16 protein-coding genes are annotated in these 15,870 nt (G+C 57.7%); 6 read left to right on the top strand and 10 right to left on the bottom strand.

Features of this window, described 5'->3' with window-relative positions; genetic code table 11:
• Window positions 1–88: 88 nt before the first annotated feature.
• Both solA and QLG03_RS02310 read left to right on the top strand, forming a co-directional pair.
• Window positions 89–1,207, top strand: coding sequence for an N-methyl-L-tryptophan oxidase (gene solA / locus QLG03_RS02315; RefSeq protein WP_282473564.1), 1,119 nt, complete (start codon window positions 89–91; stop codon window positions 1,205–1,207).
• A gap of 71 nt (window positions 1,208–1,278) precedes the next feature.
• Window positions 1,279–1,392: a DUF2770 family protein gene (locus tag QLG03_RS02310; protein WP_004204539.1), complete on the top strand. Its 114-nt coding sequence runs from the start codon at window positions 1,279–1,281 to the stop codon at window positions 1,390–1,392.
• Here the strand turns inward: QLG03_RS02310 and QLG03_RS02305 are convergent.
• Window positions 1,378–2,442, bottom strand: a complete 1,065-nt coding sequence (locus QLG03_RS02305) for a rhodanese-related sulfurtransferase (protein ID WP_255987225.1) — start codon at window positions 2,440–2,442, stop codon at window positions 1,378–1,380. The two genes, QLG03_RS02310 and QLG03_RS02305, sit on opposite strands and share 15 nt — an antisense overlap.
• A gap of 203 nt (window positions 2,443–2,645) precedes the next feature.
• On the opposite strand from QLG03_RS02305, the gene QLG03_RS02300 reads away from it, so the two are divergent.
• From QLG03_RS02300 to QLG03_RS02290, 3 genes are all read left to right on the top strand, one after another.
• Complete coding sequence (locus tag QLG03_RS02300) at window positions 2,646–3,566, top strand: Kdo(2)-lipid IV(A) acyltransferase (protein ID WP_023289121.1); 921 nt, start codon at window positions 2,646–2,648, stop codon at window positions 3,564–3,566.
• 171 nt (window positions 3,567–3,737) lie between these two features.
• Window positions 3,738–4,976 (top strand): multidrug efflux MFS transporter MdtG, encoded by a 1,239-nt coding sequence (gene mdtG / locus QLG03_RS02295; protein WP_044522063.1) that lies wholly within the window; start codon window positions 3,738–3,740, stop codon window positions 4,974–4,976.
• Between the two features lie 91 nt (window positions 4,977–5,067).
• Complete coding sequence (locus QLG03_RS02290) at window positions 5,068–5,454, top strand: MysB family protein (RefSeq protein ID WP_002898981.1); 387 nt, start codon at window positions 5,068–5,070, stop codon at window positions 5,452–5,454.
• On the opposite strand, the gene QLG03_RS02285 is transcribed toward QLG03_RS02290, so the two are convergent.
• From QLG03_RS02285 to mdoG, 3 genes are all read right to left on the bottom strand, one after another.
• On the bottom strand, window positions 5,455–5,682 hold the full coding sequence (locus QLG03_RS02285) for a YceK/YidQ family lipoprotein (RefSeq protein ID WP_004204534.1): 228 nt from the start codon (window positions 5,680–5,682) through the stop codon (window positions 5,455–5,457).
• A 66-nt stretch (window positions 5,683–5,748) separates the two neighbouring features.
• Window positions 5,749–8,277: a glucans biosynthesis glucosyltransferase MdoH gene (gene mdoH, locus QLG03_RS02280; RefSeq protein ID WP_255987224.1), complete on the bottom strand. Its 2,529-nt coding sequence runs from the start codon at window positions 8,275–8,277 to the stop codon at window positions 5,749–5,751.
• Window positions 8,270–9,823 carry a glucans biosynthesis protein MdoG gene (mdoG, locus tag QLG03_RS02275; protein ID WP_004140751.1) on the bottom strand — a complete coding sequence of 518 codons (1,554 nt, stop codon included), beginning with the start codon at window positions 9,821–9,823 and terminating at the stop codon, window positions 8,270–8,272. The genes mdoH and mdoG overlap by 8 nt, the downstream gene beginning before the upstream one ends.
• A 251-nt stretch (window positions 9,824–10,074) precedes the next feature.
• Here mdoG and mdoC point away from each other — a divergent pair, with 251 nt between their 5' ends.
• Complete coding sequence (gene mdoC, locus QLG03_RS02270; protein ID WP_023289117.1) at window positions 10,075–11,235, top strand: glucans biosynthesis protein MdoC; 1,161 nt, start codon at window positions 10,075–10,077, stop codon at window positions 11,233–11,235.
• 34 nt (window positions 11,236–11,269) lie between these two features.
• Here mdoC and QLG03_RS02265 read toward each other — a convergent pair whose 3' ends face one another.
• The 6 genes from QLG03_RS02265 to ghrA form a co-directional block, all read right to left on the bottom strand.
• Window positions 11,270–11,863, bottom strand: a complete 594-nt coding sequence (locus QLG03_RS02265) for a TetR/AcrR family transcriptional regulator (protein WP_060592419.1) — start codon at window positions 11,861–11,863, stop codon at window positions 11,270–11,272.
• Window positions 11,864–11,928: 65 nt separating this feature from the next.
• Window positions 11,929–12,456 carry an O-acetyl-ADP-ribose deacetylase gene (ymdB, locus tag QLG03_RS02260; protein WP_023289115.1) on the bottom strand — a complete coding sequence of 176 codons (528 nt, stop codon included), beginning with the start codon at window positions 12,454–12,456 and terminating at the stop codon, window positions 11,929–11,931.
• Between the two features lie 151 nt (window positions 12,457–12,607).
• A complete protein-coding gene (locus QLG03_RS02255; RefSeq protein ID WP_044522057.1) occupies window positions 12,608–13,090 on the bottom strand; it encodes a DUF1097 domain-containing protein in 483 nt (160 codons plus the stop codon).
• 103 nt (window positions 13,091–13,193) lie between these two features.
• Window positions 13,194–13,748, bottom strand: coding sequence for a molecular chaperone (locus tag QLG03_RS02250; RefSeq protein ID WP_218810197.1), 555 nt, complete (start codon window positions 13,746–13,748; stop codon window positions 13,194–13,196).
• 22 nt (window positions 13,749–13,770) lie between these two features.
• Window positions 13,771–14,508, bottom strand: coding sequence for a phosphatase (locus QLG03_RS02245; RefSeq protein WP_004204525.1), 738 nt, complete (start codon window positions 14,506–14,508; stop codon window positions 13,771–13,773).
• 88 nt (window positions 14,509–14,596) lie between these two features.
• Window positions 14,597–15,535, bottom strand: a complete 939-nt coding sequence (gene ghrA, locus QLG03_RS02240; protein ID WP_023289112.1) for a glyoxylate/hydroxypyruvate reductase GhrA — start codon at window positions 15,533–15,535, stop codon at window positions 14,597–14,599.
• Window positions 15,536–15,870 lie beyond the last annotated feature (335 nt).

The raw sequence follows: 15,870 nt of genomic DNA, 5'->3' as shown, positions 1-15,870 counted from the left end.
CACCTGCGGGTGCCTGAATTATTTTCGGGCTTGTATAAGCACAGGGAGTTAATTACCCTGCTAACAAGGCAATTACCCGGAACTCACCATGCAATACGATCTTATCATTATCGGCAGCGGCTCCGTCGGCGCCGCCGCTGGCTATTATGCGCGTCGTGCCGGACTCAATGTTCTGATGACCGATGCCCATCAGCCTCCTCACCAGGAAGGCAGCCATCACGGCAGCAGCCGTCTTATCCGTCACGCCTATGGCGAAGGTGAAAAATATGTTCCGCTGGTGCTGCGCGCCCAGCAGCTGTGGGATGAACTGGCCGAGATCAGTGGCGAAGCCGTGTTTGAACGCACCGGCGTCATAAACCTCGGCCCCGCCAGCTCCCCTTTCCTCGCCAACGTTGCCGCCAGCGCCCGTGCGTTCCAGCTTGAGGTGGAAGAGCTGGATGCCCAGGCCGTGATGCAGCGCTGGCCGGAGATACGCCTCCCCGATGACTATCGGGCGATTTTTGAACCCGCTTCCGGCGTACTGCGCAGCGAACTGGCCGTGGAAACCTGGATCCGTCTGGCGCGGGAAGCGGGCTGCGCGCAGCTATTCAACTGCCCGGTCTCGGCTATTCATCACCATGCAGATGGGGTCACCATCGATACCCTCGACGGTGAATATCATGGTAAAAAGCTGCTGGTCAGCGCCGGGACCTGGGTCACCCGCCTGCTTCCTGACCTCCCCATCCAGCCGGTAAGCAAGGTGTTCGCCTGGTACCAGGCCGATGGCCGTTACAGCAGCAAGAATCACTTCCCGGCCTTCACCGGCGAGTTGCCCAACGGCGATCAATACTACGGTTTCCCGGCGGAAGATAACGAGCTGAAGATTGGCAAGCATAACGGCGGTCAGCCGATCTCCATGCCGCAGGAGCGAGTGGCGTTTGGCGCTGTCGCCAGCGATGGCTCCGAATCGTTTCCGTTTTTGCGTAACGTCCTGCCCGGGATCGGCGGCTGCCTGCACGGCGCCTCCTGTACCTACGATAATACCGTCGATGAAGACTTTATTATCGATACGTTACCCGGCAGACCAGACACGCTGCTCATCACCGGTCTGAGCGGGCACGGCTTTAAGTTTGCCCCGGTGCTGGGGGAAATTGCCAGTCAGTTTGCTCAGGGCGAAACTTCGAGCTTCAACCTGGCGCCCTTCTCGCTGGCGCGCTTTAACGCGTAATGGAATGCGGCACTTTTGCCGTCGGGCAAAAAAACGGCCTCTGTCGAGGCCGTTAGTCATTGAGAGCGGTTATGCGTCGCCTGTTTAATTTGCTGGTCAATAACGTCCGCGAGCACTTTATGATCTACCTGGCGCTCTGGCTGCTGCTGGCGATCATCGATCTTGTCTGGTTATGGTTTTTCTGACGGCTCAGGATCGAGGATCCCGAGTTTGGTGTTCAGCCGGCCACGGGATTTATTAAAGATTTTATTGCCGTTTTCACGCCCGGCGCGCAGCTGACGCTGCTCCTCTTCCGGCAGCTTATGCTCTTCCATGCAGGCTTCGCTACAGCAGCCGGCAAACCTCTCGGCACAGCTCGGGCACTGGATAAACAACAGATGGCAGCCATCATTCAGGCAGTTGGTATGGGTGTCGCACGGCGCGCCGCACTGATGACAGTGCGCGATAACGTCATTGGAGATCCGCTCGCCCATCCGTTCATCAAAGACAAAGTTTTTGCCAATGAAACGCACCGGCAGCCCCTGCTCACGGGCGCGGCGGGCGTACTCAATGATGCCACCCTCGATGTGCCAGACCTTATTGAAGCCGTTATGCTTCATCCAGGCGCTGGCTTTTTCACAGCGAATACCACCGGTGCAATACATGACAATTTTCTTGTCTTTATGGTCCTGCATCATTTCAACGGCTTTCGGCAACTGGTCGCGGAAGGTATCCGCTGGGATCTCCATCGCGTTTTCGAAATGGCCCACCTCATATTCATAGTGGTTGCGCATATCGATAAACACGGCATCCGGATCGTCAAGCATCGCGTTGACCTCCGCCGCCTTGAGATAGTCTCCGACGTTGGAGGCGTCGAAAGAGGGATCGTCGATGCCGTCGGCAACGATGCGGTCGCGCACTTTCAGACGTAGCACCCAGAACGATTTACCGTCGTCCTCGAGAGCGATATTGAAACGCAGCCCCGCCAGCGCCGGATCGAAACCATTTAGAAACTCACGCAGGGCTTCAACGTTGCTTTCCGGCACGCTGATTTGCGCATTGATCCCTTCCCGGGCCAGATAGATGCGGCCAAAGACTTTCAACTGGGTTAAGGCAACCCACAGCGCATCGCGGGTCGCTTGCGGATCGACAATGGTGAAATATTTATAGAATGAGATCGTCGTGCGCGGCTCGGTTTCAGCCAGCATTTGCGCCTTTAACGTCTCATTTGAAATGCGGTTGTGTAACACTGGCATGGTGTACCTGTTCGACATAGAAATGAGGAAATAAACGGCGGGCATGATATAGCAAAGCTTATTAATTTACATCCCTACATTTTACGCTACATTTTTCTCACCGGTCGCCCCCCACTTAACAAAACGATGTGGCTGTCGCCGCCTTTGGCTGGCCGGTAAAAAATGCGATAATATAAGATGTTGCTCACTGATACGGGTATGAAATGACTCATTTGCCTAAATTTTCTCCGGCGCTGCTGCATCCGCGCTATTGGCTGCTGTGGCTGGGTATCGGCCTGCTGTGGCTGGTTGTCCAACTGCCCTACCCGCTGATCTACCGCCTCGGGAATGCCATCGGCCGGCTGGCCATGCGATTTATGAAGCGCCGGGCGAAGATCGCCTATCGCAACCTTGAGCTCTGCTTCCCCGAGAAAAGCGAGCAGGAACGTCACCGGATGGTGGTGATGAACTTTGAATCGGTGGGTATGGGGCTGATGGAGACCGGTATGGCCTGGTTCTGGCCGGTTCGCCGTATCGCCCGCTGGACCGACACCATCGGCTTTGAGCATATTCGCGCTGTGCAGGCGCAGCAGCGCGGCATTCTGCTGATCGGCATTCATTTCCTGACACTGGAAATGGGCGCGCGGATGTTCGGTATGAACGAGCCGGGGATTGGCGTCTATCGTCCCAACGATAACCCGGTCATCGACTGGCTGCAGACCTGGGGCCGACTGCGCTCCAACAAGGACATGATCGACCGCAAGGATCTGAAAGGTATGATCCGCGCGCTGAAAAAAGGCGACGTGGTGTGGTACGCGCCAGATCATGATTACGGCCCGACCGCCAGCGTCTTCGCCCCACTGTTTGCCGTAGACCAGGCGGCGACCACCTCCGGCACCTGGATGCTGGCGAAAATGTCCAAAGCCTGCATCGTGCCCTTTGTTCCACGCCGTAAACCGGACGGTAAAGGTTATGAACTGATTATCCTGCCGCCAGAGTGCTCCCCGCCGCTGGACGACGCGGAAACCACCGCTGCGTGGATGAATAAGATCGTAGAGCAGTGCATTATGATGGCCCCGGAACAATATATGTGGCTCCATCGCCGCTTTAAAACCCGCCCCGAGGGGATGCCCTCCCGCTACTGAACCTCTTTCCCGGCCGCGCGCCTCCCGGCCGGGAATCCCCAGCGCTCAGGCTTTACGCTCTGCTTTAGCTTTAAAAGCTCTCCTCCATTGCGGCATTTATTTCCCAGGCGCATAATTAGCAGGCTCATATTTTCTCTTAATTTGACCTGCCGCGCAGGCCAGTGGAACCCTATGTCGTCTGCTGATACCCCCATTAACTGGAAACGAAACCTGACCGTCACCTGGCTTGGCTGCTTTTTAACCGGCGCCGCCTTCAGCCTGGTCATGCCCTTTCTGCCGCTCTACGTCGAACAACTCGGCGTCACCGGGCATAGCGCCCTCAACATGTGGTCCGGGCTGGTCTTTAGCATCACTTTTCTCTTCTCCGCCATCGCCTCGCCGTTCTGGGGCGGACTTGCTGACCGCAAGGGACGTAAAATCATGCTGCTGCGTTCAGCCCTCGGGATGGCCATCGTCATGATGTTGATGGGGATGGCGCAGAATATCTGGCAGTTTCTGCTACTGCGCGCGCTGCTCGGCCTGCTGGGGGGCTTTATTCCCAATGCCAACGCCCTGATTGCCACCCAGATCCCGCGCCATAAAAGCGGCTGGGCGCTGGGCACGCTGTCAACCGGCGCGGTAAGCGGCGCCCTGCTCGGCCCGCTGGCGGGTGGCTTCCTGGCCGACCACTGGGGCCTGCGTACTGTCTTCTTTATGACCGCGGCGGTGCTGTTTATCTGCTTCCTGTTTACCCTGTTTTTAATCCGTGAAAATTTTGTTCCGATCGCCAAAAAAGAGATGCTCAGCGCGAAGGCGGTGTTTTCCTCGCTGCAGAATCCGAAACTGGTGCTCAGCCTGTTTGTCACCTCGCTGATCATCCAGGTCGCCACCGGCTCCATTGCGCCGATCCTGACGCTTTACGTGCGCGATCTGGCGGGTAACGTCAGCAATATCGCCTTTATCAGCGGGATGATCGCCTCGGTGCCGGGCATTGCCGCCCTGATGAGCGCCCCTCGTCTGGGCAAACTGGGGGATCGTATCGGACCGGAAAAAATCCTCATCGTGGCGCTGATTATCTCGGTGCTGTTGCTGATCCCGATGTCGTTCGTCCAGACCCCGCTGCAGTTAGGTATCCTGCGATTCCTGCTCGGCGCCGCGGACGGCGCGCTGCTGCCGGCGGTGCAAACCCTGCTGGTGTATAACTCCACCAGCCAGATCTCCGGGCGGATCTTCAGCTATAACCAGTCATTTCGTGATATTGGCAACGTCACCGGCCCCCTGATCGGCGCCTCGGTTTCCGCCAACTACGGCTTTCGCGCCGTCTTCCTTGTCACCGCAGGAGTGGTGTTGTTTAACGCGATCTATTCGACCCTCAGCCTGCGCCGGCCAGCCGCGGACGCCTCGCAGCCCGACCGCCATTCAGTAAATTAACGTCCAGAGGGGCTCAGCCCCTTGACGCTTTGCCTGGCGCCTTCTATAGATTGAATCGTGTTCAATTCATATTCTTCTCAGGAGATTCGCTATGCCAAAGGATTCGATGTTCTATGCCACGCTCGAAGAAGCTATTGATGCAGCACGTGAAGAATTTCTCGCCAACAACCCTGACAGCGATGAAGAGAGCGCTAACGTTGAGCAGCTCAATATTCAAAAGTATGTGCTGCAGGATGGCGATATCGCCTGGCAGGCCGAATTTTTTGCTGACGAAGAGGAACAAGGCGAATGCTTACCGATGCTCAGCGGCGAAGCCGCGCAGAGCGTCTTTGATGGGGATTATGATGAGATAGAGCTGCGTCAGGAGTGGCTGGAGGAAAATACGCTCCATGAGTGGGATGAAGGTGAATTCCAGCTCGAGCCCTCGCTGGACACCGAAGAGGGACAGACGGCGGCCGACGAGTGGGACGAGCGTTAATCAGTTATAGGGCCCGTGGCTGGCGTCCAGCGGCAGCAGCAGCGTATCGAAAACCAGCGAGAACGGCAGGTCCAGAATGGTGAGATAGCGCCATCCTGAATCGCGAACGTCCCACTGCACGCCCGGGTAATATTGATTGCCATGCCCCTGCCCGGGCACCGTCCGGCTAATAATGCTGCCGCAGCCGCTAAGCAGCAGCGCCATGGCAATGATAGGTAGTATTCGCATCCACAACCTCGTGTTTCAGATAAAAAAATACCGGCATCGCTGCCGGTATTTTACTTAACGTACGGCTTATTTCGTTTTCAGCGCCAGCGGGTTAAGCGCCAGCTGCTGATAGGCGTTCACCCACGAAGAGTATTTCTCCGGCGCGGCCCATACGCGATAGTGCAGACGCGACATGGTTACCGGGTCGCTCAACAGCACCAGTCGACGATCGCGGTTCAGCTTATCCGGCGTTTCATTCAGCGCCTGCTCGACATGGCGCTCGCGGGCGATCTCCAGGATATGACCCTGACGGTGGCGCGCGGTGGCCATCGCGGTCGCGAGGGCGTTAAACGACGGGTTAAACACCGCGTGCATAAAGCCATCGTCCAGCGAACGCTGACGGTTCAGCGTCAGGTACGCATCGGTATCCTTGAGCACCTGCGGCGGCGAATACTCTTCCGGGATCAGGAACAGCTTCCAGCGCTTGGTGCGCAGGCCCACGGTCGCCCGGCTGGAGATCGCCGACACGAACGGCGACAGGATCAGCGATACGACAATCGGCGCCAGCCAGAACAGGAAGCGCAGATCCAGCCATGCCATTCCGACCGCCCATACCAGCCCCAGCAGCAGCTGCGAGCCGTGACGCATAAAGGCTTCTCCCCATGGCGTGGAGTCATCATCACGCTGCGGCGAATTCCACACCACTTCCCAGCCGAGGAAGGCGCTGACCACGAAGACGGTGTGGAACAGCATGCGCACCGGCGCCAGCAGGACCGAGAACAGGACCTCCAGCAGCAGGGAAAGCGTCACGCGGATAAATCCACCGTACTCCTTCGGCCCCTTACACCACACCAGGATGATACTCAGCAGCTTCGGCAGGAACAGCAGCACCATGGTCGAAGCGAACAGCGCAATAGCCAGCTCCGGACGCCACTGCGGCCATACCGGGAACAGCTGACGCGGCTGCAGGAAGTACTGCGGCTCGGTCAGGGCATGCACCACCTGCAACGCTGTCGACAGGGCAAGGAACATAAACCACAGCGGCGCCGACAGGTAGGACATCACGCCGGTAAGGAACACCGCCCGGTGAACCGGGTGCATCCCTCTCACGAGGAACAGGCGGAAGTTCATCAGGTTGCCCTGGCACCAGCGGCGGTCGCGTTTCAGCTCGTCCAGCAGGTTCGGCGGCAGCTCTTCATAGGAGCCCGGCAGATCGTAGGCAATCCACACGCCCCAGCCGGCGCGGCGCATCAGCGCGGCTTCAACGAAGTCGTGCGACAGAATCGACCCGGCAAAGTTGCCCTCGCCCGGCAGCGGCGCCAGCGCGCAGTGCTCAATGAACGGCTTCACGCGGATGATGGCGTTGTGTCCCCAGTAGTGGGACTCCCCCAGCTGCCAGAAGTGCAGACCCGCCGTAAACAACGGACCATACACCCGGGTGGCAAACTGCTGGCAACGCGCATACAGCGTGTCCATGCCCGAGGCGCGCGGGGATGACTGGATGATCCCGGCGTTCGGGTTCGCTTCCATCAGGCGCACCAGGCTGCTCAGACACTCTCCGGTCATCACCGAGTCAGCATCCAGCACCACCATGTAGCTATACTGGCTGCCCCAGCGGCGGCAGAAATCATCGATGTTGCCGCTCTTACGCTTCACGCGACGACGACGACGACGGTAGAAAATCTGCCCTTCGCCCTGTACTTCGGCAATCAGCTCCATCCACGCCTTTTGCTCAGCGACACAGATATCGGGGTTATAGCTGTCGCTGAGGATATAGACGTCGAAATGGGCGGCGTTGCCGGTGGCTTTCACCGACTCCCAGGTCGCCCGCAGCCCGGCGAACACGCGGTCAACGTCTTCGTTACAGATCGGCATAATAAGCGCCGTACGGTGCGCCGGGTTCAACGGTTCGTCACCGACCGTCGAGGCGGAAATACTGTACTTATCGCGACCGATCAACAGCTGCAGGAAGCCCATTAACGCGGTCCAGAAGCCGGCGGAAACCCAGCAGAACAGCACCGCGAAGAGGATCAGAATGCCGCTCTGCAAAACGTACGGCAGCAGCTGCATGAACGAGACCCACAGGTTCTGCCCCACCATATCGACCGGGTTGATCAGCGCCCAGCCCTGATAAGGCAGAATGGTTTTCATGTACCAGGTCGCCACCACGGTCTGCGATAGCGTCAGCAGCAACAGGATGTAGCGACGAATGGTGCCGACGGTACGCCATTTTTGCTCGCTCTCGCGCTCTTCTTGCGTCAGGCGGGAGAGATAGCGCGGCGTGACATCGCGTCCGCGCAGACGGTCCCAGAAGCGGCCAACCGGGTTAGTACGCCACGGGTCCGGGATCATCGAGGAGCGCTTGGCTTTCGGCATCGCATGCAGCTGGGTGCGGCCTTCATCATCCTTCGCCAGCTGATCGCCAGACAGCGAATCCGGCCAGCTGTGCGCCAGCCGCGCCTTGACCGACCCCAGCGGGGAGTCGTCTTCACGGGCGAAGGTCTGATGTTCGTCATCCAGGGCCTGATGAACGGCCTGCAGGCTGGTGTCCGGCAGCGCCGATTTCTCGGCGTCCGACAGCGGCAATGCGTCAATGTACTTCGTTATCTTATTCATTGGCAGGCAGCTGATAGCTCCAGGTTTCGCTCAACGTGTCATCGCCGTTAACCAGTGCGGCGCGCATTTCCGTCGTTTTCTTCGGATCTTTCACCTTCAAACGCAGGATCATTCGCCAGCCTTTGGTCACCGGATTGTAACGCACGGTATTTTCAACGATTTCAGCGTTATCGCCGGTGCTCGCCTGGGCGGCGACCGGGGTATCCGCCGGCAGTTTTTTCATATCGGCGCCGGTGAAGTCGACAATGAAAGCAATGGTGCCGTCCGGCTGGCGGATCAGGTTCGACTGCTTCACATCGCCGGTAGAGCGGCGGGTCTGCATAACGTACGCGTTATCCGGCGCATGCAGCTTGTCTTCATCGCGGCTGAAGGTGATGGTGTACTTGAAGTTCATCTCCTTGCCCGGCTCCGGCAGCTGATCCGGCGTCCAGTAAGTCACGATGTTATCGTTGGTTTCATCGTTGGTCGGGATTTCGACCAGTTCGATTTTCCCTTTGCCCCACTCCCCTTTCGGGGTGATCCAGGCGCTCGGGCGCAGGTCATAACGATCGTCAAGGTCCTCGAAGCGCGAGAACTGACGGCCGCGCTGCAGCAGGCCGAACCCTTGCGGGTTTTCCATCGCATAGCTGCTAACGGCCAGGTGTTTCGGGTTGTTCAGCGGACGCCAGATCCACTCGCCGTTGCCCGCCAGGATCGACAGACCATTGGAGTCGTGCAGCGCCGGACGATAGTTCAGCGCCGGAGAAGGCTGGTTGGAACCAAACAGGAACATACTGGTGAGCGGCGCCACGCCCAGTTTGCCCACTTTGTCACGCAGGTAAACTTTGGACTGGACATCCACCACGGTATCGCGTCCCGGCATGATCACAAAGCGATAAGCGCCGGTTGCCCGCGGCGAATCCAGCAGCGCATAGATAGTCAGACGCTTGTCGGTAGCTTTTGGACGCTCAATCCAGAACTCACGAAAACGCGGGAACTCTTCGCCGGAAGGTAGCGCGGTATCGATAGCCAGACCGCGCGCGGACAGACCGTATACCTGACCCTGACCCAGCACGCGGAAGTAGCTGGCACCGAGCATGCTGACGATTTCATCGTTCTTATCTTTGCTGTTGATCGGATACAGTACTTTGAAGCCGGCGAAACCAAGGTCTTTCACCGTGTCTTTATCGTGCTGAACGTTACCAAAGTTAAAATAGTCCGGGCTATATTTAATTTTGCGCACGCTGGTGGCCGTCACTTCATTGATGGTGACCGGCGTGTCGAAGTACATACCCTGATGGTAAAATTCAAGCTTGAATGGGGTTTTCTGGTTATTCCAGTAAGCTTTATCGTGATTAAACTGAATTTGCTGGTAGTCCGCGTATTTCATGTCGCGGAAAGCGGAGGGCAGGTTACTCTTTGGCGCTTCATAGCCTTTCCCGGCTAACGTTTTGGCCTCTTTTGCAACGTCATCAATGCTAAATGCCCATGCAGATGAAGTACACAGGGACAACATTACGGCTGCGCTTAACCAACGCATTTTCATCATCTGTGGTTTATGTTTCATATAAGTAAGCACTTCCCCCTTTGTGTGCTTAAATCGATCCGATCTATTTTAATGGAAACTCAGGCAATCCGACAACATAATCCCTGCTTTGTTCAGCGTAGCGGCGCAGGGAATAAACAGTTCGCAGTCCCGTTTGCACTTTGCGTGCTTATCCTGGAGACAGGTACCCCGAGTTCATGTAGGGTTGCTGATAATGTAAGCGTTATCATCTTGAGTGATAAGACGAATTATCTGAGATTGTCGTGAATCGTATGAATAATACTCCGGTACAGCGTGAATATTTTTTCGACAGCATCCGCGCCTGGCTGATGCTGCTGGGGATCCCTTTTCACATTTCGCTGATTTATTCCAGCCATAGCTGGCATGTCAACAGCGCAGAGCCCTCGTGGTGGCTGACGCTGTTTAATGATTTCATTCATGCCTTCCGTATGCAGGTCTTCTTCGTGATCTCCGGCTATTTCTCCTACATGCTGTTCCTGCGCTACCCGCTGAAAAAGTGGTGGAAAGTGCGCGTCGAACGGGTCGGTATTCCGATGCTCACCGCCATCCCGCTGCTGACGCTGCCGCAGTTTATTATGCTGCAGTACGTCAACGGCAAGGCGGAAAACTGGCACACCCTTTCGGGGTACGACAAATTCAACACCCTGGCGTGGGAGCTCATTTCCCACCTCTGGTTTTTGCTGGTCCTGGTGGTGCTGACCTCGCTGGGGGTGGTGCTGTTTAAATGGCTGACGCGCCGCCCGGCTCCGGGCGCTCACGCATTCGGTGACACTGTCACTATGGGCCAGCTGACGATGATTTTCCTCGCGCTGGGGGTGCTTTACGCGCTGATCCGTCGGTCATTGTTCGTGATCTACCCGCCCCTGCTGAGCAATGGTCTGTTTAACTTTGTGGTCATGCAGACGCTGTTCTATCTGCCCTTCTTTGTGCTGGGGGCCCAGACCTTTATTAACCCGCGCTTAAAGGCGATGTTCACCACCCCGTCGCCATGGTGTTGCGTGGCGTCACTGCTGGGATTCATCGCTTACCGCCTGAACCAGCAGTATGGATCTGGCGACGGTTGGATGTATGAAACGGAATCGGTGATCACCATGGTGCTGGGGCTGTGGATGGTAAATGTGATCTTCTCGCTCGGCCATCGCCTGCTGAATTTCCAGTCGGCGCGGGTGACCTACTTCGTCAATGCTTCGCTGTTTATTTACCTGGTGCACCATCCGCTGACGCTGCTGTACGGGGCGTGGATCACCCCGGCCATTAAGTCGAATACCTTAGGCTTTATTGGCGGGTTGGTTTTTGTGGTGGGGATTGCCCTGATCCTGTATGAAATTCATCTGCGTATTCCGCTGCTGCGTTTCCTGTTCTCCGGTAAACCCATGAGCAAACCGGCAAAAACCCCGGCCTCGGCCAGCTAACCTTTAGCCTTTGCGGCACGCCAGGCGTGCCGCGCTACGCTTGCTCATCAAACAGCCGGTCGAAGATCATATTATACAGGGCTTCTAAATCCGCTTTATCGACCGGAGTGGAGGCGCTCAGCTCACAACGGTAGGCTGCCCCCTCCGTCAGAACGGCGATGAGCTCTGAAGCAGCATTGCGTCGCGCATCGCCGAGACCGGGATGATAGCGCTGCGACAAACGGCCGCCCTCCTCTTTCAACCTCCGATCGGCCTGCACCAGGATCTCGCGCAAGCGTGGGTTACGCGAGGCTTCGGCATTAATTTCCATCAACAGATAATTGTCGCTTTTGGTGGCTGCCGAAGTCGGGATCCTGCCGGCCAGCACCGCCGCTTTGCGCGCCAGATTGTGGTTCTCATCGATCATCTCCCCGACCCTGGCGTTGACGATTTCGCTGACAATCGCTTCAATGATCGCTTCCTTGCTGGCAAAAATGCGATACAGCTGACCGACGCTCAGGCCCGCCTCGCGGGCGATATCAGCGACAGAGGCGCCATGCAATCCCTTTGCCGCAAAACATCTTTGCGCAGCGGCAACGATCTCCGCGCGGCGCGCCTGCTGCTTCTGCTGTACTTTTCCTTCCGACACCTGCTCCCTCCTGCAATCCATCATTCCTGTCAATACCGGCGGTTATCATAGCCTATTCTGCGGAATCAGGGGTATGCCGCCAGCAGGCGACGATAGATAGCCGCCGTTTCCTCGTCGAAACAGACGAACAGGACCCGTTCAAGCGGGTTATAGCGGGTGAGAAACGCGGTCACGGTGCGCACGGCGATCGCCGCCGCTTCCTCTTTCGGATAGCCATACACGCCGGTGCTGATCGCCGGAAACGCAATGGAGCGATAATTGTTTGCCGCCGCCAGCTGCAGGCTGTTTTTGTAGGCATCGGCCAGGGTTTGCGCCTCCATGCGGTCGCCGCCGTGCCAGACCGGGCCCACGGTGTGGATCACCGCGCTGGCGGGAAGATCGCCCGCCATCGTGATCACCGCATGACCAGGGGGACATTCGCCCTGCTGCTGCAACACTTGCTTGCAGGCCGCCAGCAGCGCGGGACCGGCCGCCCGGTGGATCGCGCCATCCACCCCGCCGCCGCCCAGCAGCGAGGGGTTTGCCGCATTCACAATCACATCGACATCAAGCGTCGTAATATCGCCGAGAATTACTTCAGGTTGAACAGCCATTTCTCCTCCTGTCGGCATAGCGCGTAGATACGGCTTTCTGCCGATACTAGGGCATACCCGCCCCCGGGAGCAAGATTATCCCGCCGCGCCGGCGACAAGAAGGTAAAAAAAACAGGACCCTGAGGGTCCTGTTGCTATCATCGTCCCGCCGTCAGGCGTTGTCATTGGCGAACGATTTATGCTTATCCGCACGGGCCGCCAGCCACAGGCCACTATTTTTCATGGCATAGCCAAAGACCAGGCCCAGCGCCAGAGAAGGGATAACCAGACGCCAGTCGCCGTCTGCCGCGAAGGTCGCGCAGGCGCCGATAAAGGTGCCGGGGACAAACGACAGCAGCGTCTGTCGCGCCTGGATGCACATCAGAAAGGCCACGACGCCGGTCATCATATAGCTGAGGATCTGCAGCTGCGGGGCCAGCGCGCTACCGTGGATAATCACCAACGCCCAGACCACGCCGCTCATTACCGTACAGGAGGAGATGGCCAGACCTTTCAGACCGCCCTGCGGGCAGGCGAAATAGGCGGTACAGCCGAGGAAACCGGCCCAGCTCAGCAGGCCGAGGGCGACCGCCACCCATCCCCAAATCCCGGAGAGAATGCCCGTCGTTAATGCGATTGCGAAGAGTATGTTCATGGCGCGTATCCTAGCAGATACGCGCCGGAAGAATGCGATCTAAAACACACTATATGAATGAACCTAATTTCAGTTACATTCAAATGGTGACTTAAATCACACTTTATTGCTCATCATCTTCCTGAAGCTCGTCCCACATCGCGGCGATGGCGTCGCGGGTCAACGGCGCCATCGTGCGCCAGAACGCTGTGTGCGCATGCGCTTCGACTTTCCCCAGCATTGTCCCGCACCACGGCAGGATATAGTCGGCAAACAGGCGCTCCAGCGTCTCGCTCTGCTCTTCTGTGGCATGATCCTCCAGCCAGGAGGCGGCCAGCAGCAGCGATCCGAGATGATCCGCCGGACCTTCTCCCGTCGGGATGCCATGCTCGCTCAGAAAAGCCCGGACCTCCGCTTCCGAGGAACCCTCCACCCACGCGCTACGGTACGGCGGGACGCTGCAGGCTTCACCGACGAACAGCGCATTATAGTCCGTCGCCAGGGACTGCATTTCACAGCTTTTCTGCAGACGCGCCAGCAGCTCGTCCTGTTCCAGCGGCCAGCTGGCGGCCAGTTTGCCCTCGCGGATCAGGGTAAACAGCGGCACCAGCAGCGGGTCCTGCGGTTGACGGTAATACAGCGAACCCAGCACGCGGCAGAGGATTGAAAACTCGTTCATTCAGTTATTCCAGTTATACAAATTAAAGGTCAGCAAATTCCGGGATCGCCGGCATACCACGCGACTCGAGGAAGTCGAGCAGGCGACGCGGAGAAACGTTGAGGATCCTCTCCTCCGGGAAATCGACAGCATCGAGGATCTTGCGGCATTCGGTAAACTCTCCGAGGGTAAACGCAGTGTGAGAGTCCGAGCCCAGCGCCACCCACCCTCCGGCGTCGCGCACCGCGGCGGCGATGGCCCGGCAGTTATCTTCACTGCCCACGCGCGATGAAACGAAAGAGGAGTTATTGATCTCCAGCGCCACCTGGTAACGGGCCGCCGCTTCGGCAATGGCCGGGATATCCACCGGGAATTTCGGATTACCCGGATGGCTAATCATATGCACTTTACCGCTGGCCATCGCGGCAATCATCGCCTGCGTATGGGTGGCGCTATCCTGCGGCGGAAACACCGGCTCGTGGAATCCGGCGATGATCAGATCGAGCGACGTCAACATCGGCCCGGAACAGTCGATCTCGCCTTCGATATTTTTAATATTCGATTCAATACCGCGCAGGATCCCCACACCGTCCACCAGACGGGGCCAGATGCGCATATTAACGAAATGCCAGTAGTGCGGAGCATCCGCCATGTCCGGGCCGTGATCGGTAATGGCGAAGAGTTTGATCCCTTTACGCTTTGCTTCCGCAATATAATCGTGCAGGGTGCTGTAGGCGTGGGTGCTGGCGACGGTATGCATGTGCAGGTCAACGGGATACATCACATTCTCCTCTTCTGTTTGCCGCAAGAATAGCAGGAATCCGGGCGCTTGATTAGCAAAAACCCCGCCGTGGCGGGGTTTGCTTACCTTAATAACCGCGCTGACGATCGACCTGACCGCTAACCGGTTCCCCTCGCTCCAGGCGGCTAATGGTCCCGGCGATGTAGGCAATGGCCTCCATCGGGCGGGTGACTGCCGCTACGTGGGGAGTCATGGCCACCCGCGGGTGCGCCCAAAGCGGGCTCTCCTGGGGCAACGGTTCGCGACTGAAGACATCGAGCATTGCCCCTTTGAGCTTACCGCTGTTCAGCGCCGCCAGCAGATCTTCTTCAACGACATGCACGCCGCGGGCAAGGTTTAGGACATAGCTCTCATCCGGCAGCTGCGCCAGCAGCGTCTGGTTAATAATGCCGACGGTTTCAGCAGTGTTCGGCAGCAGGTTGATCAGCACGCGGGTCCCCTGCAGGAATGTGCCCAGCTCGGCCTGGCCGGCAAAGCTCTGCACCCGCGGCCAGGCTTTGCGGCTACGGCTCCAGACACGAAGCGGGAATCCCCAGGGTTGCAGGCTTTCCGCCACCTTCGCCCCCAGCACGCCGGCGCCCATAATCCCGACGGTGAAATCGTCGGCAAGATACTCAGGCAACGGCTGCCAGCGGGACGCCAGCTTCTGCGCCTGATAGTCATCGAACCGGCGGAACCAGTGCAGAACCTGGCTCACCGCATACTCCTGCATCTGCCGTCCCATGCCGGTATCTTCAAGACGAAACAGCGGGATCGACAGGGGCAGCATATCCGGATGATCGCGCAGCTTACTGAGGATCGAATCCACCCCCGCCCCAAGGGCGAACACGGCCTTCAGCGCCCTGCCCTGCAGCATCTCTACCGGTGGATGCCAGACCAGGGCATAGTCTGCCGGCTGGTTATCGCCCGCTTTCCATTCGCGCACTCGCGCGCCGGGTAACTGCTTTTCCAGCTCTCGGATCCAGTATTGGGTATCAAAGGTCGGATGGTAAAAAATAATCTCCATAGGGGCTCCTGATAGCAAACGCCCGGGGCAGGTTAATGCTGGCGTCTTATTTTACTCATTGTTTTCTATTGGTTTGCCAGCATAGCAAATTTCCCCTTGTCGCAAAGTGAAAAGGGAGTGGCGACAAAAAAAACGGATTTCGCACGTTTAAGGAGCAAGTTGTTCGAAGTTTGTCTAAACGCGCTGATTTTGCAAAAAGTTGATTGACGGGCGATACGTATTTCCCTACATTAGCGCCCGTTCCCGACAACAACGGGAAAGACAATATGGTGAGGTGTCCGAGTGGCTGAAGGAGCACGCCTGGAAAGTGTGTATACGGCAACGTATCGGGGGTT

It is taken from the genome of Klebsiella sp. V115_8 (assembly GCF_029967715.1).
In the GTDB taxonomy this organism is placed as follows: Bacteria; Pseudomonadota; Gammaproteobacteria; order Enterobacterales; family Enterobacteriaceae; genus Klebsiella; species Klebsiella quasipneumoniae.
This window is presented reverse-complemented; position numbering and strand designations above follow the sequence as displayed.